Here is a 21,709-nt window from a genome sequence, read left to right on the forward strand (position 1 = left end):
TCGATCATTATGCGTATATTCCTACCAGCTTACTTCAAAACCGGCGGCGCGTCATTAGTGCGACGAAAAAAGCACCTCCAGTAACGGCAGTGTGTCATCCAAAGGATACACCAGCCCTGGAAGATGCTTTATGCGTAAGAATTTCTTGAACTCTATGGGGGTTACGCGGGTCCAGCTTAAAGCGATAGGATTCGCTCGGTTTCACTTGGTAGGAGGTCTGAGGCTCTTCCTCCGGCCTCAGCTTACTGTTCGGCTTGTGTAGAAGGAACTAGCCGCGGTTCAGCACCTTCCGTACTCGGCACAGCCGATGGTTTACGGTTGGATGTGTCATTGGAAGCCGCTGGCGCCGGGGTTACTGCCGCCGGCTTTCTTGATGCATCACTCGGCTCTCCTACCTGCACTCTCACAGCAGGTGCCGGCTGCGGCTTGGCGCTCGACTCCCTTGGAGCCGCCTTAACCGCCGACGGTTGGCTCGATGAATCATTCGCGCCCGCTGCTTGCAGCTCGGAGGGAGGTACCGGCTGCGGTTTATCATTAGAAGATGATGGCACTCCCCCCGATGGGGATGACGCTTTGGAAGCATCATCAAAAAATACCTGCTTCGGTTCGGAAGGTTCCTGCTGCTTCGATGTGCCTTCCGGAGGGGTCGATGGCTGCTCTGCAGAAGTTTGCTGCTTTGTTGTATCATCCGCTGTCTGCGACTTTTGCGCGTCCGAGCCGGACCCTGCCGGTGTTTTTTCAGTGATGGAGACCGGCGAATTCACGGTCTGCGCAGCCCCCGAATTGACCTTGGGATTGGTTAAGGTGCATCCGCTTATAAAGACCACAGTCGCAATGCCAAGGAATGACCAGCGGTATGAATTCGATTTAAAGTTCTTGATCATTACAATTCTCCTCTGCAATTGAGTTTTATTTCCCATAAGATGGACATTTCCAGCTACTCGGACAGGCTGAGATAAGCTCTCCAGCAATTGGATAAGCGTATACCCATAGTTCTGACGCTCATCCGGAGCGAGGAAGCTAAGCGCAAGAGCATCGCTGGCAATTTCCTGGTCCTCCCTCATTCGGCGGTAGGCGTACCACAGAACCGGATTAAACCAGTGAAGGATCAGCAAAGCATGCATGATCCCGTTGACTCTGATGTCGTTTCGTTTGCTGTGTGCCAGCTCATGCAGGAATACATGCCTCAGTTGATCGTCAGTCAGAGTATCGGTAAGCTGCTGAGGCATAATCAATTGAGGCCGAATAAATCCGTAAAGGGTCGGCGAACCCACATGCCTGGATTCAACAAGAGCAATGGCTTGATGGACGGACATCCTTTGCTTGCATTGCCGGAATACCTCCAGCACCCTTACATCCGTTACGGGAATCGTCCCCTGCCTCATCCTCCGGGCAAATCTTCTGTTTACCTGAACGGTATACATTCCGAACAAGCCGACGCCAAGCAGCCATATCATAACCCCTATTTGCCGGTAAACCGGCGAGGACGGCGGTTCTGATGTATCCGTTCTTGACGCCGCTTCTTCCGCATTCATTGGCGAATCCGAAGAAACGGAGCCTGGATAGCCGATCCAGTTATAAATACTGAATTCACTCTCCGGACCCCATGGCAATGCCAGCCGCACAATGACCAACAGCCACATCAAGTATTGCCATCTTGGCTTGAGCCGATGCCGCAGCATGCGCTGGAAGAGAATAATCAGAATTACCAGCACAACGGCCATGACAGAGACAGAGCAAATCCAATCGAAGAGATTCACCAGACAGTCTAGTAACCGATTCACATTCACCCTACCCTTTCGTTAATCGATCCATAGGGCAAGAGCCCGTAAGGCGGTAACCATAAGTATTTAGTTCCCTTTGGACTTGTCATCCAATATATTCTTCAATTCCTTTATCTCCTGCGGAGAGAGCTTTTCTTCCTTCAAAAAGTTTACCAAAAGAGGCTTGAAGGCCCCGCCGTAAATTCTTTTTAGAAAGGAAGCCGTTTCCGACCTCACGCACTCGTCCTCGGAAACCAACGGAAAATAAGCGTATACCTTGCTCTCTTGCGAGTAAGAAACGGCTTTTTTGTGAACCAGTCTGTTCAACAGTGTTCTTATCGTCTTTGGCTTCCAATCCGTCCGGTCTTCCAGAGCTTCAATCACTTCGTTGGCCGTACTTGGCGACTTAGCCCAGAGCACCTTCATCACTTCCCATTCCGCGTCCGAAATTTGGGGAATCTCATTCATTGCTTTTACCCTCCTGACCAGATTGATTACATATGTAATACAATAACAATATTACAAGCGTAATCTCGGAATGTCAAATGCATCTCTGTATCCATGACCTGCTGCTATAATGCCAAAAAAACGCATTGTCCATAGACAGTGCGTTTTTTCGATAACCTAGGCCAGCCCCCCCAGCACCTTACCCAGCCGGTCAAGGTTCTGTTCGTTCGCCTCTTTACAGTAAGACTTGGCTTCCTCGTATTCTTCTGTTACCTTGAAATGCTGGCGAAACGTAAGCCGGGTTCGTTCCCCCAGATCCTCGAACGTTGCCGTGATTCGAAATTCGTGTCCCGACAGATGATCCAGCACGATCCGTTCCGCCGGTACGATCTCAACAAAGACGTTATAGTTAGGATAATCTATGCCGTTCGGTCCATGCATGGTGAATTTCCAATCGCCGCCCGGCCTTGGATCCCATTCGTGAAACGTATTCGTGAAGCCCTCCGGCCCCCACCACCGGGCTAACAGCTCCGGGGTTGTCCAGGCTCGAAACACGTGCTCCGGCGGGACATCGAACACTCGTGAGGTGATGAGTTCATTCTTGCCTGCCAGCATCCTCATTCCTCCTCCAACGCCTTCCCCAGCGCATCCAGCATAATGTTCGTCCCATGCTCCCGTACCTCCGGCGTATCATGACCATCAAAGAACGCGCCCTGCTCGGTAAAAATCAGCTTGGTGCCGTCACCTGCCTGAATAAGCTCAACCGTTGTAGTAGAGACGGAGAAGCGCTTGCCGTCCGAATCCAGGGTATACGTATATACGATGCGCTGCTCCGGTACGAGCTCCTGGTAGATGGCGTCGAAGGTAAAGACCGGCCCCTCCGGCGGTCCGCCGCTGCTGTATTCTCGTCCTCCAACCCGAAAATCGAAAATATCCGGCTTGGAGAACCATTTGGCCTTGGCCGCAGGGTTGGACCACGCGTGATATACCCGTTCAGGCGAGGCAGTATAGGTTTTCTCGATAACAAAGGTCGCATGTTTGACAAATCGTTCGCTCATTGATTTTCCTCCTTAGGTTTCGGCGTTCCGTTCTCCCCGGCAAGGAATTCCTCCAGCTGGTCCAGGTGTCGCTCCCAGCTCCTTTGCCGCTCCAGGACGGGCTTCTCGAACTGCATTTTCATCGCTTGCAGAAGTCCTGTGAAATCCTCCAAGGTTAATTCCGCATTCCCCTGCATCAGCTTGGATACGTGTCCCAGCTGCTCCAACAGCTTCTGCTGCAGCCGAATCTGCTCCTTAATTCTTGTGATCTGCAGGGTGACGATCTCAAGAGGACTAAGGTGCCCGCCCGTTAAAGCCGACTTAACCTCTTCGAGAGACAGGCCCAGCTCCTTAAGCGATAAAATTTGCTGCAGGCGCGACAAATCCTTTTCACTATACAGCCTGTGACCGGAATCCGTCTGGTCTGACGGTGAGAACAAGCCAATTTGATCGTAGTAACGTAACGTTCTTACGGTAAGCCCCGTCATCCGGGCGAGCTCGCCGACCTTCCAATGCTTCCTCATCTATCATCTCCACTCCTGATCGCTAGCTGTCTACCGGTAGCTTTATTATAAAACCTTACGTTACGTAAGGTGCAAGAGAAATTGAAAAGTTGATGTTTCAGAGGTAGATGCTCCATAGAAATCAATCTCTATCCGCATAAATTCGACAAATATCGCAAAATTCCCCAAATAGTTTCCATGTATCGGAACATTTATAATGTTTTAGCAGGCGTTATGGGTTATAATGGCTAGAATATAGTAAAATTTACCCAATGCAATATTACCCAGACCCACGAAATGGGTCCTTGGCTTCAAATCTGATTCCGGCACTTTGCAGGAGCCCCGTACATAGGCGAAGAAACCATGAAGGCTTTCCACTTCCAAAACCTATTTTTGGAGGTTTCATCATAGATTCATCTCATTGTTGAAAGAAGGTTTGGTTTATGAAAACATGGCTTCATCGTTCTCTCATCACCACCATGTCGCTTGCCATGCTGACGGCATCGTCCTTGCCGGTTTTTGCGGATGAGCAGGCCGCCAAACAGGAAGCAAACCTGGACATCGGCATTTTAGTTAACGGCAGTATGCTCGTTCCGCTCCGTGATATTACGGATGAGCTGAATGCCAAGCTAACTTGGAATGATGAGCAGAAGTCCATCACTCTGGACAGAGCAGGCTCCTCGGTATTTATGAAAATTGACGATCCTCAGGTTCAAGTCAACGGACAAGCAAAGACACTGGAGGTTGCCCCAAGAATAGAGGGTGACAAAACTTTTGTACCGCTGCGTCTCATCAGCGAAGCGTTCGGCGCTAAAGTGGAATGGAATGGAGAAAAGCAGCAAGCGACGGTTCAAACCGCGGATAAGAGCCTGTACATAATGGGTTATCCTTATTTTGAGTGGGAAGGCAATCATTTTGTTTATTCCGGAGATCTGGTGAATGGGCTTCCGCAAGGGCAAGGTACAGCCGTAAAAGGCACTTCCATTTATAATGACGTGTGGTATAAGGGGGCTTGGGATCAAGGAAAGCCTGTAGAGCTGCTATCGAACGACTATAAAATCTATGTCAACGGTAATTACCTTACTTCCGACTACCCGCCGATCGTTCGCAACGATGTGGTCTATCTGCCGCTTTGGGCGCTTCTCGGTACCTTGAAAATGTCGGCTAAGCCGGTGGGCGACGTCCTTCGAATCAATCATCCGAACCGGGTCCTGTTGATTGGCTCCGACAGCAATTTGATCACCTATTTCGGCAGCAGCATGGATCAGCATTCCAACCGCATGGAATATCCGGTTATTTCCGAGCAATCCGTCCTGTATGTGCCGATTACCTTTTTGCCGGAGTATTTGGACGTCCAGGTTGCATGGGGAGAAGGCCGTCGAATTGATCTTACGGCGGGAGACCTGACCAAGAATACTTCTTGGGGCGTTGATAACAAAATTAACAAGGCTGCCGAGCAGCTGCAGACCGATATCGCCGCCGAAAGCATTTGGAAGAAATACGGCGATTCCTTGTGGAGCAGCCGCGATCTCCCATATCCCGCCGGGCAGAAGTTTAATCAATATGAAAAGCTGACCGTAATCAGCTACAGCGGATTAAATGCAACCTTAAGCGACGGCAATCAATCGATCGACTTTAAGTTTTCCTCTCTTAGCTCTCTAGGCGCGGCCTTCTACACCAAAGATCCTCTGGCTGAGTTCGACTGGTCCAGCGAGACCAAAGATTTGATCCGCCGGGAGAAGGTGGCCATCGGCATGACACGGGAGCAAGTCCTGGTGTCGTGGGGAAAACCGGATAATGTCAATGCGTATGGCGGAAAAATGGAACAGTGGGTTTATCGTTATGGCTCGAGCTTCAAAGCCCAATATTTATATTTTTCCGGCAATATCCTGGATTCCATTCAAAACCCCTAATTGATTGTTTATAAAATCATCCTTTAACTTGAACATGCACTCCCAACGTTAGCTGTATCGAACAGCAGTGGGGGTGCATTTTTTGACCCAAATCAAAAAACGGCCTTATCCCCAATAAAGTAAGGACGAAGGCCGCTTAGTATTTATTTCTATACGGTTTGCAGTTCGCCGGACAGACCCAGCGTCCGTGACGTTGAGGTATGAATTTCGCGAATCAGCTCCGGATTCTTCAATAAGGTCACACCGTATGAAGGAATCATTTCTTTAATTTTAGGTTCCCACTCTTTAACATGCTGCGGGAAGCATTTATTGATAACTTCCAGCATGACGGAAACCGCGGTGGAAGCGCCAGGAGAAGCGCCGAGCAATGCGGCTATCGAGCCGTCAGCGGCATTAATGACTTCTGTACCAAACTGGAGCGTACCTTTGCCTGCAGCCGTATCTTTAATAATTTGTACGCGTTGACCTGCTATCAGCAAATCCCAATCCTCGCTCTTGGCGTTCGGGATAAATTGGCGCAAATCATCCATACGCTGTTCTTTGGATAACATCACTTGTTTGATCAAGTAGGTGGTCAAGGAAGCGTTCTTGACGCCTGCCGCCATCATCGTTACGAGATTATGCGGTTTGACGGAAGTGATCAAATCCATCATAGAACCGGTTTTTAAGAACTTCGGCGAGAAGCCGGCAAACGGTCCGAATAACAGCGACTCTTTGCGGTCGATAACCCGGGTATCCAAATGCGGAACAGACATCGGAGGAGCGCCCACCGGAGCTTGTCCGTATACTTTGGCACGGTGCTGCGCCACGATTTCCGGCTTCTGGCATACCATAAAGAGTCCGCTTACCGGGAAGCCCCCGATACCTTTTCCTTCAGGGATACCGGATTTTTGCAGCAAAAGAAGGCTTCCGCCGCCGCCGCCGATAAAGACGAATTTGGCCGTATGGCGTTCGACATTACCACTATCCAGATTCCGTACCTTCAATTCCCACGAGCCATCGCTCGTACGTTTAATATCATCTACTTGTTGCTTGTATTTTATGTCTACATTTTTCTTCTTTAGGTGATCAAACAATAACCGCGTTAAAGCACCAAAGTTGACATCCGTTCCGGCTTCACTTCTTGTTGCCGCAATAGGGGTGTTCAACTGCCGGTCTTTCATCATTAGCGGAATCCATTCGGCCAGCTTGGACGGATCATCAGAAAATTCCATTCCGTCAAACAGAGGGTTTTTGGACAAGGCTTCAAACCGTTTTTTCAAAAAGGTTACGTCTTTTTCCCCTTGGACAAAGCTCATATGAGGTACGGGCACGATAAAATCCCGCGGATTCCGAATCAGATTGCTTTTTACCAGATAAGACCAAAATTGCTTGGAAACCTGGAACTCTTCATTGACTTTAATCGCTTTGCTGATATCGACGGAACCATCCGGTTTCTCCACCGTGTAGTTAAGCTCGCACAACGAAGAATGCCCTGTTCCTGCGTTATTCCATTCGTTCGAGCTTTCCTCTCCCGCGCTTGCGAGTCTCTCAAACACGGTAATTTTCCAATCCGGTACTAATTCTTTCAACAATGACCCTAAAGTCGCACTCATGATTCCGGCACCAATTAAGATAACGTCTGTTGTCGTTTGTCTGCTGCTCATTTTTACCGTCCCTTACATGCTAATATTGGAAGAAAAGATGCAGGCGCTCCTCAGCCTGCACAGCAAGTCAGGGTGGGACCCTGGTCACACCCTAGTTCTAGATCAAATATCATCTGATCCTGCTGTATTACTTATCACTTCATAATAGATTAATATATCTACTATTATATGATAGTTATATACTATTTAAAAGCCTTTAAAATCCGGTAAATTTCATGGATCGCAACCTAATGCAGTAAGAAATGGGAAACCGTCCACAAAACCCTAGAAATACACAAAAAACCAAGGATTTGCCCCTGCTACCTGCAAGGGTTATGGCTTGGGGCGGCTGCTTAGAATGGCATTGGATATAAAAAGATGAAATTTTCCCTAATACCATATTTAACTGATAGGAATTATATGTTATTATGTGAATTAAATTCATTAGCCAGGGGAGAGATACTATGGCGATTACGACATTTAAAGCATCCGCGCACTTGCAGCAAGGCGTTGCAGTCAAAGTTCAATCAAGACAGTTCGAGTTCACGATCGATGAACCAAAAAGTTTGGGCGGTACGGATACAGGTCCCAATCCCGTTGAAGTTGTACTCGGCGCACTAGGTGCTTGCCAGTCTATCGTCGCTAGAGTGTATGCCCCTAAATTTGATATCAATCTAAAGGACTTCCGGGTAGAAGTAGAAGGCGATCTTGATTTAGACGGGTTCTTTAAACGATCGGATGTCCGCCCAGGCTATTCGGATATTCGGTACACGTTCCATATCAAGACTGATGCTCCCAAAGAACGGGTGGAGCAATTTATAGCTTTCTTAGAAGAAACTTGCCCCGTTGGAGATACGATCGCGAACAAAGTAAACCTGAAGTTAAGCGGTATCGTCATCGAGAACGATTAGTTAAGCTTTTAGCCTCTAGGCGTTGCTGAACCAGACCCTGACCTTCAGCAAGAGACAGTAGTCCTTCATGCAGTCAGGGTTCTTTTTTGGAGTATAACTTGAGAACAGTCAGGCCAATTCTTCCTGCACTGCTTCGGTTTTTCTTCCTTTTCGATTCACCAGCGTTAGGCTCAGCGCGTCATATCCGTTACGCTTCGCCTCTTCAAAATCGCAATACCCGCCGCTGATCAGCATCAACCGCCCTTGTTCATCAACATCGTCGGAAAATTCTTCATCCCAATCGACATTGTAATAGGCCGTAATATACATCTCGAAAGTATCTTCGCCGTCCTGATCCACGTAAGGCTGCAGCGGCAACCGGTCGGTATGCTGCTCCTTCGAATAAGTATCGCATAGCATTGCGTTATAGCCATGCTTACAGCCGTCGAACAGAATGAACCGTTCTTCAGTGATCGGGTCCTCGGCCAAGATCAGCTGAGGGGCAAAGTCAGTCGTTGCGATCAACCCGTCCATCAGTTCTCCGTAATAATAAAGGCGAAACTGTGTGCGGCCTTCCTTCGTCTGCAGCTTGCCTGTCCATTCCTCTTCAACCCAAGTCTCCGGTTTATCAGCGATGGTTACCTCTTCGAGATAAGCCGGCCCAAGCCGATAATTTGATTGCTCAGACATAGAATAGTTTCCTTTCTTTGCGGGATGAATAAAAAAGATTTACTTTGCTTCTCTCACGCTCATTCCATCTTTTAATTATATCATCCTTATACTTTGCAGTCTTATGCTGGACAACCGTTCGAGGACGAAGCTGAACCCCCTCAACTAAAGGTCGAATTATCCCTCTTTAATCGCCCCTTGACTTTTATCGTTTACAGACGTAAACTTTAATCATCGTTTACACACGTAAACAATAACCTCAGAAAAAGGTGAAGCTATTGAACAATCCCCCTCACATTACCGAGGCCGAGAGTGAAGTGATGAAGCTTCTATGGCAGAAGGAGCCTCTGACGGCTATCGAGATCATCTCCCAGCTGAAGGATTCGATGGATTGGTCGGACCAGACTATCAAAACCTTCCTCAACAGGCTCCACAAAAAAAAGGCCATCCGGTTTGAAAAGTCCGGCAGAAACTACCTCTATTATCCGATGGTTACATACGACGAATATGTTAAAGCAGCGAACCGCTCCTTCCTGGACCGGATGTATAACGGGGCTGTCGGGATGCTGTTCGCCAAGTTCCTGGAAGAGGAGAAGCTCTCCGATAGTGAAATCGAGCAGCTCCAGCAGCTATTGGAGAAAAAGAAAAGAGACGGCAGCTAAGGGCCGCTGGCTGCTTCTGCCGTGAGGCTGCCGGAAGGAGAACGTATATTCATGAAAATGATCGAAACCCTATTTTATCTCATGTTGACTGCATCTCTGGCATCCACTGTCATCATATTGCTGCTGCTCGTCATTCGGAAGCTGCTGTACAAGCGGCTCAGCCCACGCATTTTTCATGTCCTGTGGTTTCTTGTATTGATCAAGCTGCTTGTTCCCATAGCCCCACAAAGTCCTGTCAGCCTCTTCAATCTGGTCCCGCAGGACTTGCAGGAGTTATCGATTGGGCCTAAAGGGAATGCGGAGGAGCATCCCGTTTCTTCACAAACTGGCTATGAAGCCAGCCCGGCATTAATGAGCACTGCAGCAGACGATTTCACTCCCGCTCCTGCGCCGAAACTGGCAGAACAGCCGAGTGTCCCAGCAAAGCCGTTGCCTCTAACGGATACCTATGAAGATAAGCGATACGAGCCGTATAAGCTGCTTACGATCGGCTCACTCGTATGGGTTGCGGGGCTTTTGTCTTTGAGTATGTATTACCTGTTCGTTACCCTAAGATTCAATAGACAAGTTGGAGCATCCCGCATGCTCGATAATCACGAGGTTCTCTCCATTCTGGAGACGTGCAAGGAGAAGCTCGGCATCACTGCAGCGATTCCCATCTACGAGACCGATCGCCTCCATAGCCCATGCATCTACGGCTTGACGAAGCCGAAAATTTACTTGCCCGCGGATATCGTAACGATCGCCGATTCCCGTCAGCTGACTCACATCCTTTTGCATGAGCTGACCCATTATAAACGCAGGGACCTATGGTTCCATTTCGTATGGACATGGACCGCTGTGCTTCACTGGTACAATCCCTTTGTCTGGCTCTCCATAAAAAAAATGAAGGCCGACCGGGAAGTTGCATGCGACGCGGGCGTACTCGAGGTGCTGGGCGAGCAGGAAGCCTCATCCTACGGCAGGACGCTTCTTATGCTGTCGCGGTTATTTGCCCGAAGCGCTTCGCCCCAGGTCAATCTTTCGCCTTTTTTTGAAAACCATAAAGAAATGAAACGGAGAATTACCATGATCGCCAAATTCAAAAAGGGCACGTATAAGCTGTCCGCGGCCGCTATCATTCTCGTTCTAGCCCTAAGCGCCGTTATGCTCACGAATGCTTCGGAGAACGCCAAAAGTGCGGAAGCGGAAGCAGCTTCAGGCATAGCTTCCAAGCAAGGGAGCCCTTCCACCTTTCAGTTTCAGAGATTGAATGACTGGGCTAAATGGTTCAACAATCTGGAGAGGGCGAATGAATTTGCCGGCTTCTCGTTCAAAGTTCCCGATTTCCTTCCGGACGGGTATCAATTGTCAAGTATCTACGTTGACGAGAACTATGTGAATCGTACGGATAATCAAGTCACCATCAACTTTGTATCCAATCACGGTCAAGAGGACGAGAAGCAATTCGAAGTGATCGCCTCCACGGGAAACTTACTGAACGGGGCCCTCTCTCAATTACTGCAGGGGAGCGAAACAAGGAAAATCCCGGGCCCTACATGGGGGGCGGCACAACCGCAAACCTATATCCAGGATGAGGTTACGTATGCCAATATCCGCGGGATTCTGGTAACCACCGTGCAAAAATACGAGAATCATGAGCCGGAGATCGAAAAGGCCTTTTTCTGGCGAGATGACACAATATACTATGCCATACGATTTTACAGCGAAGATCATACCTTAGAGGAAGGACTCTCCCGGAATCGGAGAACGATTTCGCAAACCGAACTGGAAACCATTTTACAATCGTTTCAGTACCCGCTGCACCTCCAGCATGTCCGCTACGACGGGAAGGGAAATTCATTTCCGATCTATGGTGAACAAGATTTGCAGCAAGCGGAACAGCTGCTGGGCTTTAAAGTGAAATATCCGTTCGCTATTTTGAATAACGAACTCAAGCTTGTGGATTTGGTAATGCTTCAGGCAGGAGATCAGAACACCGGGTACTCCTTCCGGCATACCGTGAATGCGGTTAGAAATTCATATCTTGCACTAGACGATCCCAAAAAAGGAAGTCTCACGGTCTACCAGAGCAAATCCCCGCTAATCGACGGCTCGCAGCTGACACGGATTCGTACTATGGATGCGAACGGGCTCAGCGTTTCCGTCTATAAAGACGACCGTCACGTTTACGGAGGACCTTATTACCGTGATGCCGAAGAGACGGAAATCATACCCGAAAGCTATTACTTATGGGAACAGAACGGCATTTATTATGCTGCCAACCTAGACGATCGCGATGTGAAGGAAGAAGACCACGAAAAGCTTATCAAAGCTTTCCTTCTCGCCCCTCAGAGAGGCTGAGAGCGAGCTGATCCAGGAGGGGTACGTGATGTTCCCCTCCTTTCCTTTTGCCGGAAGCTTGGGCTATAACTCCGATGCTCGGACAAGCGATTCTAAGGTTATCTTCAAGGTGGTTTGATTCGAAATTTGATGGGTTGCAATTCGCTTGGGATTTCTTGTCATTTTATATCATATATGATATATTTATACCATATATGATATAAAGTCATCATCGCGTTCTTTTTATAACATCATACAGAGAGGGTCATCTGACTATGAAGATGGTATTCTACAGAACGAAAGGTGGAGCATCAGATGTAGAAAAACATCTACTTGGTCTCAACCAAAAGGCAGCAGCTGGCAATCAACAAGCAAAGAAAGAGTTGGCTGACTTCTATTATTGTATGGAACGGTTTCAGCATGGACAGCCCCATTCAGGAGTGCTGCAACAAGGTCTCTACGAATTAAGGCCAGGACGACACCGTTACATCTATTTCTTCTGGAATGATGAAATGGTCATGCTCACCGAATTCCGGAAGACCACCAATCAAACGCCTGATCCAGAATTGCAACGGGCGTTAAAACGGATGAAGGATTGGAAAAGCCGTCATCCCAAGAAGTAAGAAGTATAAGGGCAGGGCTGCTTGGAGCGCCCTTCCTCACATCTTGTCTTGATAGGAGGTGATCGCATATGACAGATCATCCGCAAGGCCCCGTAGATTGGGATGATTTCAAAAAGAAGATCAATGCGCTCAACGAAACGGAAAAAGAAGTCATCGAACAAATGGCCCGGTTGGTCAGTGAAATCACACGTAGAAGAAAAGCACTCGGATTAACGCAGACGGAAGTGGCAAAACGTGCCGGAATCACCCAAGCACAAGTAGCGCGGTTGGAAAATTCCCATACTGTACCTTCCATGGAAACAGTCATGAAAGTAGCTCTAGCGCTCGGTTTGAAAATCGGATTCGAGGAAGCCGCTGCGGCCCAAGTTGCAACTGCCTAATCGATCGGAACATGTTCTGTACCCTATTTCATAGTCCACCTCTCAAGAGAGCCGAAAGGCTCTCTCTTTTTTATGACGTAATATCCTATAAGTAAACGAGGGACGGGGGAACCGACGGATGAAGCTGCAATCACTGTATAATGAGTATCTGAATATCAAATTCAACCGGGGATTACCATCTGCTCCGACAGATGGATTCGAATACAGCCTGTGCGAAAACGATAGCGCGGAATTGTTCTTTGTCGGTCATGAGGAGGAATCGTTTAGCGAGTGGGCCGGTGAATTACAGCCGAGGGATCCTAATTACACCGTGAACCCGGACTGGGAGCCCGTGCTCTCGGCTTTTTATAAGCAGCTGGATGTATATGATGAACAGATTTTATATTATCTGCTGTTTACTATTAACCGGACGATGTCCATTATCAAGATCAATCCGTACAATGCCATGAATGATTTTATGAAGAACTATTGCTTTTTTCAGCTGTCTCAGTTGACGCACATAACCAGATTGAACAAGGAGCAGAAGGATTCATTAAGAGACTTTTTCTTCTTTTTTTACCTTTACGCTCACCCGGTTAATGAAGAGACCCTTTACTCCTTTTCATTCCGCGGGCAGGATCTGGTTCATACGAAAACCAATATCTGTATGGAGCATTATTTTACTGCCTATCACGATTATTACCGCGATCATTTCGATAAGTATAAGGATAGCTTATCCATAGCCCCGCAAGAAATCAATGCTTGCAAGAAGCTTACTCTGGAGCTGTTACATTCGATAGAAGGCAAATCACCCAAGCTGACCATGCCCCCGGAGGAAGGATTAGAGGATGTGCTGCAGCTGATCAATGACGTCGATGCTTTCCTGCAGATGCATTCCGAGGATAAAACAAAGCTGTTCGGTATCATGAGAGACTTTCTTTCTGATGACCGCTCTACCCCCTATCGCGATCACTGCTTCCGTACACTGCTTCAGAATTACGTCACTTATATCCTTTATTTTCAATTCGAAGACCTTCATGATTTGATCGATTACTTTAAGGGTACTCCGCTATTGTGCGAATCGGTCATCAATAAAATCTTTACGGATGCTACCTTTATTCAAAAGATCATGAGGCAAAACCGTATCGATATTGCCGAGTATGAGAATATAATCAAGTTCTTCGATGAGGAAGCTCGCAGGATCTATCTATGATCCAAATGTATTGTTAGGCCATCCTTGCTGGGGCGGCCTTTTCGGCGAGCGGTCAGATTTAAGATAGTCTGACTTTATCACGTATCGCTTCGATAGCATCGTAAATGAGCTGCATCCGCTCCGGTGACGGCCAATCGCCGCGATGCTGGCAGCCCCTTTCTTCCATGAGCAGAAACGCCCGCAAATCCCATAGCGAACAACCGGCGAATTGAGGGTCGCGTTCGTACGCTTGTTCCACCCGGTCCGCAGCGTCGAAGCATTCTTCGAAAGAATCGAACTCGTCGAATGTCATCGCGAACTTAGCGATACCCATCCAGCCCGCCATCTTTTCCGGTACATCGGCCTCCGTCAGCTCTTCACTCGCAATGAGACGGTATTCCTCTGCATTTCCAGCCATTTTTTCGCCTCCCCTCTTAGATTATCTGAAAATCACCTTAAAACGAAAGGGGTACCCCAACGGGATACCCATCACTTTTTCATAGCTTCTTTAACCCACTGACAATCTTATGCTTGCTTCCCTTTAGTTCCGCTGTTCAGCCACTGGAAAATAGCAACGGCTAATACCGAGCCGACAAGCGGTGCGATAAGGAACACCCATAATTGGGACAAGGCTTGCCCGCCAAGCAGAAGCGCCGGACCCAGGCTTCTTGCAGGGTTGACGGACGTTCCTGTTAAGGCAATACCCAGAATATGGACGAAAGCGAGCGTCAGTCCGATGACCAGGCCGGTTACGTTTCCATTGCTCACCGAGGAGGTCACGCCCAGGATCGTATAAATAAAAACGAAGGTTAAAATGATTTCGACAACGACCGCCATCAGCGCCGAAATCCCGATTCCATAGCCAGGGCCGAAACCGTTCTGCCCGAGTCCCGTCGTGGGCATGCCCGCAGAGACGATAATGGCGTACAGAATGGCGGAGCCCGCAATAGCGCCGGCAATTTGTGAAAGAACATACCCGATAAAGTCGGTGCTCGTCAGTTTACGGCTGAGAAGCATAGCCAGTGAAACCGCCGGATTGATATGACACCCCGAAATTGGACCGATAACGTAGGCCATCGCCACAATAGAAAGCCCGAATGCCAATGCGATTCCCAAATACCCGAGCTCACCACCCGCCGTAGCAGCGCTGCCGCAACCAAACAGAACAAGCACCATAGTTCCAATGAATTCGGCAGCATACTTTTTGAAAGACGAGTTCATAACATCCCTCCTAATGAATAAAATCAACCTTATCCATCATAAATGATGCAAATAGACAAAAACTGTACAAAGGGTGGGATGTAGTGAAATAGATGTAAAATCCTATTAGTGAATTTTTGTACAAGAGCGTTTGCCCTTTAGATGATATGCAGGATTGCATCATAAGTGACCACGAAAATTTTATTTGAAATGATACAGCAAGCTGTAAGGCTCGTTGGTGTAATCGTGACCCTAGAAAGAGTTCTCCCCTCCGCTTAATCGATGGTAAGAATAATCTTACCGCGGCCGTGCCTGGTTTCTATCAGCCGGTGGGCATCCGCAGCGAGTTCGAGCGGGAACGTCTGCCGGATATGGATGTGCAGCTTGCCTTTTGAATGCAGCTCTACCAGTTCTGCAAGGCGGGCTGCCGAGCGTTCAGCGCGGACGACACGAAGGCCGAGCTCCTCAACGAGGTCATAGGCGAAGAACGTGCATATACGATTCTTATCCTTCACTAAGTTCACCGCAGCCCGAAGCCCCTCCCCTCCTGCCGTATCGAATGCGGCGTCGACGCCTTCCGGCGCAATCGCCTGTAACCGCTCGACCAGCTCTTCCTCATACGTCACTGGAATAGCGCCCAACGAACGAAGGTAGTCGTGGTTACGCTCACTGGCGGTGCCGATGATGGTCTTCGCCCCCCACTCTCTCGCGAGCTGTACGGCAAAAGCGCCAAGTGAGCCGGCCGCACCATTGATCAATACCGTATCGCCCGGTCCAACGCCGATGGCTTTCAAAGCGATATACGCGCCCTGACCATTGCCAGTCAGTCCGCCTGCCTCTTCCCAGGTCATGCTGCTGGGTTTGCTTACGATTTGGTCTGCACCAACGACCACGTATTCGGCATAACAATTCAATAACGCAAAGCCCAGCACCTCGCTGCCGATGTGAAGGCCGGTTACACCCTCCCCTACTTGATCGATGATGCCTGCAAACTCATTGCCCGGAATTTGCGGAAGTTGAATGGCTACGCCCTGCGGAGTCCAGCCGCTCCGCACCCCGCAATCATAATGCTGCACCCCCGCCGTTTTCACCCGAACCCTGACTTGCCCCGGGCCGGCCTGCGGATCGGGAAACGACATCACCTCCATAACCTCTGGTCCACCAACCGAACGAAATGCTGCTGCTTTCATAGAACAATCCTCCTCTGTTCATAGCGTGTTCTTTCCCAAAAATGAGATTTATTTATATAAAAGCATATTGCTTTCCTTGCATGATTTATTTTACAATCGCTTTTAAATAAACAAAAATATATCTTAAACCATGAGGATTATATACTCGGGTATATGGGGAGGGAAAAGTGGATGGAGCTGCTGCAGCTGCAGTATTTTCGAACGGTGGCTCGATTGGAGCACATGACGAAGGCGGCACAGGAGCTGTGCATCGCGCAGCCTGCGCTGAGCAAGACGATCTCCAGACTGGAGGAAAGCGTTGGGGTTCCTTTGTTCGATAGACATGGGGGAAGGATTCGCCTTAATACCTTCGGCAAGGCATTTCTGGACAAAGTAGAGAAGGCGCTCACCCTGCTGGACGAAGGGAGGAAAGAAGTGTCTGAGCTGGCGGGACTCGAACAAGGGAGTATTCATCTCGCCACATCAACGCTGGACCGATTATCGGAGGCGCTCGGCGAATTTCTCACACTTCATCCGGAAGTCAACTTTCGGATTACACAGGCTTCGATGGAAGAAATGACGCATTTGGTGGAAGCAGGCGAGGTCGACATGTGTTTTACGGCCCTGCCGATCGATCGGCCCGACATAAGCGCCGTGTCCGTTTTGAAGGAAGATGTTTATTTGGCTGTTCCCCAAGGACACCGCTTTGCCGGGAGAAAGAGCATCCGTTTGAGTGAGCTGGCGGAGGACTCGTTTATCGGGTATAAGGAGGGGCTTCCTTTTCAGCGGATGAACGATTTGTTCTTTCAGGAAGCTGGGATTACACCTAACTTCGTCTGCCGGGTCGACGAGCCTGCCGCCATCGCTAGTCTTGTCCGAGCCGGGTTAGGCGTTGCACTTGTAGGAAATTGCGGCGGCCCGAACTCCCCTCTGAACCTGCTCCGTATTGAGTTCCCCGTTTGCCAGCGTAATTTCCAAATCGTTTGGTACGAGAAGCGGTACCTATCCCTCGCTGCGCGCAAGTTTCGCGACTTTCTCATCGGGTATTTTGCCGAATCAGAGAAAGCAGGTTGAATGGGAATGAGGCTGGCTGCATCCAATATAAACTACAAGAGTGTCTCAAAGATGCGGCATTGCTTACGCTTATTCGGAACAGGAAGACTTCCATTCGCGGCGGCGGATGTATTGCTCGCCCCATTCACCCAGTTGGTCTAATATGAATTGCAATGAATTTCCAAGCTCACTCATTTCATAGACAACCTTCGGCGGCACCTGATTATATACCGTTCTCGTGATGATACCGTCTTCCTCCAATTCCCGAAGCTGTTGAATCAGCATTTTCTGCGTTATATCGGGAATAGCTTTTTTTAATTCGCTCGTTCTTTTGGGCCCGGGTCCGCAGTTCAAATGGCATAAAATCAATAATTTCCACTTCCCCCCGATCACTTCCAATGTCGCTTCTGCAGGGATGTTAAAAGACCGAGTTATCTGTTCTTCCATGGGATCACCATCCTCTCGTTCCTTAGAATGTACGGTTACTTTTTAGTGCCTATATCACTTTGAAGTGTTTATAGCACAAGAAAGTAAGTACTTCCTATATTTCTCAGAATACATGATAATTTTATCGTACTTCATTCGAAGTCAAAAGAGAAATAGGGAGGGTGCCATTTATGAAAATTTTAACCGTTGTATCACACCCGCGGGAGAACTCTTTAACCTTTTCCGTAACAGGCAGATTCGTCCAAGGACTCGCCGATGCAGGGCACGAGACGGAGGTGCTGGACTTGCATCGCAGCGGCTTTAATCCCGTAATGTGGGAAGCGGATGAACCGGATTGGTCATCCGATCACAAGATCTATTCACCTGAGGTGGAGGCCGAAATGGAACGAATGAAACATCATGACGCGCTCGCCTTTATTTTTCCGATATGGTGGTTCAACCTGCCCGCTATGCTCAAAGGATATATCGATCGAGTATGGAATAATGGTTTTGCGTACGGCTCTTCTACATTGCATCATAAAAAAGTGCTGTGGCTTGGTCTGGCAGCAGCTCCGAAAGAACATTTCGAGAAGAGAGAATACGATATGATGCTCTCCCGACATCTCAACATCGGAATAGCCGATTACTGCGGAATCTCTAATAGCAAGGTCGAGATATTATACGACACCTTGGATTCAAGGCCGGAAACCTTTGAGAATCTCCTGTCACGCGCCTACCATCTGGGATTGGAATACGACAACGATATAAAAGCCGCTAAGGAAGCTTGATAAAAGATTGACATACCAAAGACCCCTTTCGTCCGAGAGGGGCCTTTACTTTCAATATTTTTGGGATAAACCGGGCCTTCTTGTTCGCACAGATGAATTATGGAACAATTTCAAAAACGGAGCCCTGGTGAAAATCCGCTACTTTCATAGACCCATAGACACCTAAATAAAGCCGGGTTTGATCCAGATTCGTTCCCAAACTAACATAGTAAGCTGATTGAGAACCGAACGGATCATCCGTTTCAATAACACTAAAATCACTAGGTCTACAGTCCGTTTGTGCCCTGGAATAAGCTAAAACCCCTCTAACCGGAGGGCGAGAGCCTTCACTGCGGGCAAGATCGATAAATACAACACTTCCCGTTAAAGCGGGGATTCCGTTCCCTCCATAGGGCTGGACTCCTGTTAGTGCGGTTCCTCCGAATTTGTCGGGCCGGGGATCTTGATGAAAATAACTCACCAAAGGCTGAAGACGCCTCGCTGAGGTCATTACGGTTTCATTGTAATAGGCAATGGTCTTCTCATCCCCAGTTGGATTTCCAGAGCACCCCCTAATGATCGAGGTAGGAAAAGCGCCTTCCCACCCTCTCCATCCAAAGTTAATAAACCCTTGCTGGTCAGGCTCAGAATTCATTACAGAAGCTTGAACAAGCTGGGTAACCGGTATTGGTTTATGCTGAACGAATGAAAAAATCGACTCCACCAGATCCTGTCCGACATTTCCCACATATTTGATATATTGATTATAGACCCTTTGGAATGAAATGCCTGGAATATTACGGACCCCTTTGGCTATTACCGTAAGCGTTTCCTGGATAGGTACGGGCAGTTCATTAAAACGCGTGACCACGGGCGGGTTGTACATAAATGTGTTCTTGCCTACGTCAATTTCAATAATTTTCCCTGCGATTTCCATATCGTTCTGACTTAAATTAAACGGGTCATAGCCGGATCCGCCATCTCCGGTTGTCAAAATAAGCCTTCCTGTTTCAGGCGAAAAATTCAAGCTATTGACACCATTATGATTTAAAAATGGTCTTCTTATATTCAGTAATGCTCGCCGCTTTTGAGGCTGGCCATTCGGTTGTAATACCCATTCTTCCACTGTATCGATATGATCATATTGCGATTCTCTATGTATCCACTGCAGGTTTAATGTTTTGGGATCACACGGGTTAGGCTTAAACGATTCAAATTCACCTGAAAGCGCGCCGGGACCTTGAGTTCCCGCTGCTGAAAAATGAAGATAGAAAAGACCGTTATAATAAAATTCGGGATGAAACGCAAGCCCGAGCAACCCCCGTTCATCATATCCGCCAGAGCCGCCTAGTTTTAGGATGCGGGGGCTAATATTTAACAACGTCCTTATAACACCGCCTCGGATGTAAAAGACCTCTCCTACCTGGGTCGCAATAAATAAGGTTTCGGCTGAATCACCCGGAAGCATAGCGGTTTTCAAAACAGTGGGCATATTGATTCTGCTTACAATGGGCCGCAAACGAGCCTTAACTTTTATCAACTATAGTAGCACCTCCTCTTGCTTCCTTTTTTAGAAATATGATTAGAGCGGTTCCTTTAGTACTAGGAGGTTTTCTTCAAAACCTTATTTCTTCACGAAAAAAACGGAGCAAACGCCATATAAGCGCTGCTCCGGTCGGATGAATGCCGCTGGATATTCCATATCCTTTATTTGACCATCGGCTCCCACGAATTGTAAAAAAATCCTCCTGCGGTGCCTTAGGCCAAGATTGCAGCTAATCCTTTCAGAATATTTTAATTAGAGACAGCTTTAAAGGAGCGCTTCGTTAATTTCAATTCCTTAGCTAGATCAATAGCCTGCTTCATATCCTCATGTTGGCTGGACCAGTGCCAGCTCCCGTACCTGCCGATGCTGTATATGTTATGCTGCCGCAAGTAGCCTCGAATAATAGACGTAATTCGATCGTCCGGCAAGCAATAGTTATGCTCCAGATAGATTGGTTTCATAGTCACAATATCCCGTTCATCCTCAATGATCCCAATGCTTATAAGGTCCTTAATGACCCGTGGCCTTAAGCTTAATGCTTCCTGTTCATCCTTAAAAAACAAAGGGGAGCACTCTACATAAATGGAGCTATAGCCTTCCGGGGCCATACTAGGTTGAACATTGCTATAGAAACCGATGCGGTAGCAGCAGTACTTCATCTCCGATACATAAATCCAGCTTTTGTTGGCATGCAGCGGATTCTTCTTTACTCCTAAATTGAGGATGAACCCCCTGCTTGCTTGCAAATGACGGGATAAGCTTGCGATCTGACTATCTGCACCGTCCAGCATACTTATCAATTTGGGTAGCGGCATCGTGGAAACAACCATGTCCCAAGGAACCGTTTGCTCATTGATGGTGATAGTTCGGTTATGAAGATGAATCGATTGGACTTGAGAATTGAACTGAATGCATGCATGGTTCGCCAGGTGTCCCGGAATCGCTTGGGCTCCTAACGGGCTTTGCGGATAATAAAAATAACTGTTATATCCCGCAGTATTCTTGTCCGTTCGAACATTTCTGATTTGCTCGTATTGGCTTACTTGGATTTGTGCCAGATCCGATACCCCGAACATCTTCCTGTTATAATCCCTGAAAAAATATTCAAACAAAGTAGGTCCGTACGATCGGAGCAGCATGTCCAAATAGTTCTGGAAGCGGCCCCCTCTGTCTGCTTCCTTTTCCTTTATGGCGATTAACTCCCGATTAATCTGATTGACAAATCGACGGTCTTCATGCTTTTTATAGCTCTGCTGCAACGGAAAGTCGAACCATTTTCCTTCCAGGTATACGAAGGCTTGCCGTGTGTGCCTTTGCAGAGGAAGTCCTTCCAAAAGCTGCAAAACCTCCGGGACATTTTGATAATGAAACCAATGGCCACCTACATCGAAGGTAAACTTGCCAACGGGAGTATCGATTCCATACGATGCGGCTTTCCCTCCAAGTCTGGAACTGCCTTCCAGGACCTTCGCATGGCCTAAGCTTGCTGCAAAAGATAAGCCGGTTACGCCCGCTCCGATAACATATATGGACACCATGCTCC

At 48.1% G+C, this 21,709-nt stretch carries 22 protein-coding genes; 9 read left to right on the plus strand and 13 right to left on the minus strand.

What is annotated here, in order from left to right; translation table 11 throughout:
* Positions 1–242: 242 nt before the first annotated feature.
* The 5 genes from B1728_RS16300 to B1728_RS16320 all read right to left on the minus strand — a co-directional run bounded on the left by B1728_RS16300 (position 243) and on the right by B1728_RS16320 (position 3,771).
* Complete coding sequence (locus B1728_RS16300; RefSeq protein ID WP_144027894.1) at positions 243–1,784, minus strand: M56 family metallopeptidase; 1,542 nt, start codon at positions 1,782–1,784, stop codon at positions 243–245.
* 66 nt (positions 1,785–1,850) lie between these two features.
* Positions 1,851–2,231, minus strand: a complete 381-nt coding sequence (gene blaI / locus B1728_RS16305; RefSeq protein ID WP_079911292.1) for a penicillinase repressor BlaI — start codon at positions 2,229–2,231, stop codon at positions 1,851–1,853.
* A 156-nt stretch (positions 2,232–2,387) separates the two neighbouring features.
* Entirely contained in the window at positions 2,388–2,825 is a 438-nt protein-coding gene (locus B1728_RS16310; RefSeq protein WP_079911293.1) for an SRPBCC family protein, read from the minus strand.
* Between the two features lie 2 nt (positions 2,826–2,827).
* The gene (locus B1728_RS16315) at positions 2,828–3,268 is read right to left on the minus strand and encodes an SRPBCC family protein (RefSeq protein WP_079911294.1); all 441 of its coding nucleotides are present in this window, start codon (positions 3,266–3,268) and stop codon (positions 2,828–2,830) included.
* Positions 3,265–3,771 (minus strand): MerR family transcriptional regulator, encoded by a 507-nt coding sequence (locus tag B1728_RS16320; protein WP_079911295.1) that lies wholly within the window; start codon positions 3,769–3,771, stop codon positions 3,265–3,267. The genes B1728_RS16315 and B1728_RS16320 overlap by 4 nt, the downstream gene beginning before the upstream one ends.
* Positions 3,772–4,193: 422 nt before the next feature.
* Here B1728_RS16320 and B1728_RS16325 point away from each other — a divergent pair, with 422 nt between their 5' ends.
* The gene (locus B1728_RS16325) at positions 4,194–5,663 is read left to right on the plus strand and encodes a stalk domain-containing protein (protein ID WP_079911296.1); all 1,470 of its coding nucleotides are present in this window, start codon (positions 4,194–4,196) and stop codon (positions 5,661–5,663) included.
* A 149-nt stretch (positions 5,664–5,812) separates the two neighbouring features.
* On the opposite strand, the gene B1728_RS16330 is transcribed toward B1728_RS16325, so the two are convergent.
* Entirely contained in the window at positions 5,813–7,309 is a 1,497-nt protein-coding gene (locus B1728_RS16330) for a malate:quinone oxidoreductase (RefSeq protein ID WP_079911297.1), read from the minus strand.
* A 443-nt stretch (positions 7,310–7,752) separates the two neighbouring features.
* On the opposite strand from B1728_RS16330, the gene B1728_RS16335 reads away from it, so the two are divergent.
* A complete protein-coding gene (locus B1728_RS16335) occupies positions 7,753–8,199 on the plus strand; it encodes an OsmC family protein (RefSeq protein ID WP_079911298.1) in 447 nt (148 codons plus the stop codon).
* 108 nt (positions 8,200–8,307) lie between these two features.
* Here B1728_RS16335 and B1728_RS16340 read toward each other — a convergent pair whose 3' ends face one another.
* Positions 8,308–8,868: a hypothetical protein gene (locus B1728_RS16340; RefSeq protein WP_079911299.1), complete on the minus strand. Its 561-nt coding sequence runs from the start codon at positions 8,866–8,868 to the stop codon at positions 8,308–8,310.
* Positions 8,869–9,116: 248 nt separating this feature from the next.
* On the opposite strand from B1728_RS16340, the gene B1728_RS16345 reads away from it, so the two are divergent.
* From B1728_RS16345 to B1728_RS16365, 5 genes are all read left to right on the plus strand, one after another.
* A complete protein-coding gene (locus B1728_RS16345) occupies positions 9,117–9,509 on the plus strand; it encodes a BlaI/MecI/CopY family transcriptional regulator (protein WP_306293530.1) in 393 nt (130 codons plus the stop codon).
* Positions 9,510–9,560: 51 nt separating this feature from the next.
* A complete protein-coding gene (locus B1728_RS16350) occupies positions 9,561–11,852 on the plus strand; it encodes a M56 family metallopeptidase (protein WP_079911301.1) in 2,292 nt (763 codons plus the stop codon).
* Between the two features lie 254 nt (positions 11,853–12,106).
* Positions 12,107–12,454, plus strand: a complete 348-nt coding sequence (locus B1728_RS16355; protein ID WP_079911302.1) for a type II toxin-antitoxin system RelE/ParE family toxin — start codon at positions 12,107–12,109, stop codon at positions 12,452–12,454.
* 68 nt (positions 12,455–12,522) lie between these two features.
* Positions 12,523–12,834: a helix-turn-helix domain-containing protein gene (locus tag B1728_RS16360; protein WP_079911303.1), complete on the plus strand. Its 312-nt coding sequence runs from the start codon at positions 12,523–12,525 to the stop codon at positions 12,832–12,834.
* Positions 12,835–12,952: 118 nt separating this feature from the next.
* Positions 12,953–14,026: a hypothetical protein gene (locus B1728_RS16365; protein ID WP_079911304.1), complete on the plus strand. Its 1,074-nt coding sequence runs from the start codon at positions 12,953–12,955 to the stop codon at positions 14,024–14,026.
* A 58-nt stretch (positions 14,027–14,084) separates the two neighbouring features.
* Here B1728_RS16365 and B1728_RS16370 read toward each other — a convergent pair whose 3' ends face one another.
* The 3 genes from B1728_RS16370 to B1728_RS16380 form a co-directional block, all read right to left on the minus strand.
* On the minus strand, positions 14,085–14,423 hold the full coding sequence (locus tag B1728_RS16370; protein WP_079911305.1) for a hypothetical protein: 339 nt from the start codon (positions 14,421–14,423) through the stop codon (positions 14,085–14,087).
* A gap of 107 nt (positions 14,424–14,530) precedes the next feature.
* Positions 14,531–15,226 carry an MIP/aquaporin family protein gene (locus B1728_RS16375; protein WP_079911306.1) on the minus strand — a complete coding sequence of 232 codons (696 nt, stop codon included), beginning with the start codon at positions 15,224–15,226 and terminating at the stop codon, positions 14,531–14,533.
* A gap of 254 nt (positions 15,227–15,480) precedes the next feature.
* The gene (locus B1728_RS16380) at positions 15,481–16,395 is read right to left on the minus strand and encodes an NADP-dependent oxidoreductase (protein WP_079911307.1); all 915 of its coding nucleotides are present in this window, start codon (positions 16,393–16,395) and stop codon (positions 15,481–15,483) included.
* 171 nt (positions 16,396–16,566) lie between these two features.
* Here B1728_RS16380 and B1728_RS16385 point away from each other — a divergent pair, with 171 nt between their 5' ends.
* Positions 16,567–17,448, plus strand: a complete 882-nt coding sequence (locus B1728_RS16385; protein ID WP_079911308.1) for a LysR family transcriptional regulator — start codon at positions 16,567–16,569, stop codon at positions 17,446–17,448.
* 69 nt (positions 17,449–17,517) lie between these two features.
* Here the strand turns inward: B1728_RS16385 and B1728_RS16390 are convergent, their stop codons facing one another.
* Positions 17,518–17,874, minus strand: a complete 357-nt coding sequence (locus tag B1728_RS16390; RefSeq protein WP_079911309.1) for a winged helix-turn-helix transcriptional regulator — start codon at positions 17,872–17,874, stop codon at positions 17,518–17,520.
* A 170-nt stretch (positions 17,875–18,044) separates the two neighbouring features.
* Between B1728_RS16390 and B1728_RS16395 the strand changes: the two genes are divergently transcribed.
* Positions 18,045–18,641, plus strand: coding sequence for an NAD(P)H oxidoreductase (locus tag B1728_RS16395; protein ID WP_079911310.1), 597 nt, complete (start codon positions 18,045–18,047; stop codon positions 18,639–18,641).
* Between the two features lie 97 nt (positions 18,642–18,738).
* On the opposite strand, the gene B1728_RS16400 is transcribed toward B1728_RS16395, so the two are convergent.
* Together B1728_RS16400 and B1728_RS16405 are read right to left on the minus strand one after the other, a co-directional pair.
* The gene (locus B1728_RS16400; RefSeq protein WP_079911311.1) at positions 18,739–20,160 is read right to left on the minus strand and encodes a PQQ-dependent sugar dehydrogenase; all 1,422 of its coding nucleotides are present in this window, start codon (positions 20,158–20,160) and stop codon (positions 18,739–18,741) included.
* Positions 20,161–20,414: 254 nt separating this feature from the next.
* A complete protein-coding gene (locus tag B1728_RS16405) occupies positions 20,415–21,701 on the minus strand; it encodes a protoporphyrinogen/coproporphyrinogen oxidase (RefSeq protein WP_179136045.1) in 1,287 nt (428 codons plus the stop codon).
* Between the last annotated feature and the right edge of the window lie 8 nt (positions 21,702–21,709).

The sequence above is a fragment of the Paenibacillus sp. 32352 genome, assembly GCF_002042965.1.
GTDB lineage: Bacteria > Bacillota > Bacilli > Paenibacillales > NBRC-103111 > Paenibacillus_S > Paenibacillus_S vulneris.

Bases quoted from the DNA above. Each gene is read 5' to 3' on its own strand.
- B1728_RS16360 (WP_079911303.1), top strand. From the start codon at position 12,523: ATGACAGATCATCCGCAAGGCCCCGTAGATTGGGATGATTTCAAAAAG.
- B1728_RS16350 (WP_079911301.1), top strand. From the start codon at position 9,561: ATGAAAATGATCGAAACCCTATTTTATCTCATGTTGACTGCATCTCTG.
- B1728_RS16355 (WP_079911302.1), top strand. From the start codon at position 12,107: ATGAAGATGGTATTCTACAGAACGAAAGGTGGAGCATCAGATGTAGAA.
- B1728_RS16380 (WP_079911307.1), bottom strand. From the start codon at position 16,395: ATGAAAGCAGCAGCATTTCGTTCGGTTGGTGGACCAGAGGTTATGGAG.
- B1728_RS16330 (WP_079911297.1), bottom strand. From the start codon at position 7,309: ATGAGCAGCAGACAAACGACAACAGACGTTATCTTAATTGGTGCCGGA.
- B1728_RS16335 (WP_079911298.1), top strand. From the start codon at position 7,753: ATGGCGATTACGACATTTAAAGCATCCGCGCACTTGCAGCAAGGCGTT.
- B1728_RS16370 (WP_079911305.1), bottom strand. From the start codon at position 14,423: ATGGCTGGAAATGCAGAGGAATACCGTCTCATTGCGAGTGAAGAGCTG.
- B1728_RS16385 (WP_079911308.1), top strand. From the start codon at position 16,567: ATGGAGCTGCTGCAGCTGCAGTATTTTCGAACGGTGGCTCGATTGGAG.
- B1728_RS16395 (WP_079911310.1), top strand. From the start codon at position 18,045: ATGAAAATTTTAACCGTTGTATCACACCCGCGGGAGAACTCTTTAACC.
- B1728_RS16340 (WP_079911299.1), bottom strand. From the start codon at position 8,868: ATGTCTGAGCAATCAAATTATCGGCTTGGGCCGGCTTATCTCGAAGAG.
- B1728_RS16310 (WP_079911293.1), bottom strand. From the start codon at position 2,825: ATGCTGGCAGGCAAGAATGAACTCATCACCTCACGAGTGTTCGATGTC.
- B1728_RS16365 (WP_079911304.1), top strand. From the start codon at position 12,953: ATGAAGCTGCAATCACTGTATAATGAGTATCTGAATATCAAATTCAAC.
- B1728_RS16315 (WP_079911294.1), bottom strand. From the start codon at position 3,268: ATGAGCGAACGATTTGTCAAACATGCGACCTTTGTTATCGAGAAAACC.
- B1728_RS16320 (WP_079911295.1), bottom strand. From the start codon at position 3,771: ATGAGGAAGCATTGGAAGGTCGGCGAGCTCGCCCGGATGACGGGGCTT.
- blaI (WP_079911292.1), bottom strand. From the start codon at position 2,231: ATGAATGAGATTCCCCAAATTTCGGACGCGGAATGGGAAGTGATGAAG.
- B1728_RS16325 (WP_079911296.1), top strand. From the start codon at position 4,194: ATGAAAACATGGCTTCATCGTTCTCTCATCACCACCATGTCGCTTGCC.
- B1728_RS16375 (WP_079911306.1), bottom strand. From the start codon at position 15,226: ATGAACTCGTCTTTCAAAAAGTATGCTGCCGAATTCATTGGAACTATG.
- B1728_RS16390 (WP_079911309.1), bottom strand. From the start codon at position 17,874: ATGGAAGAACAGATAACTCGGTCTTTTAACATCCCTGCAGAAGCGACA.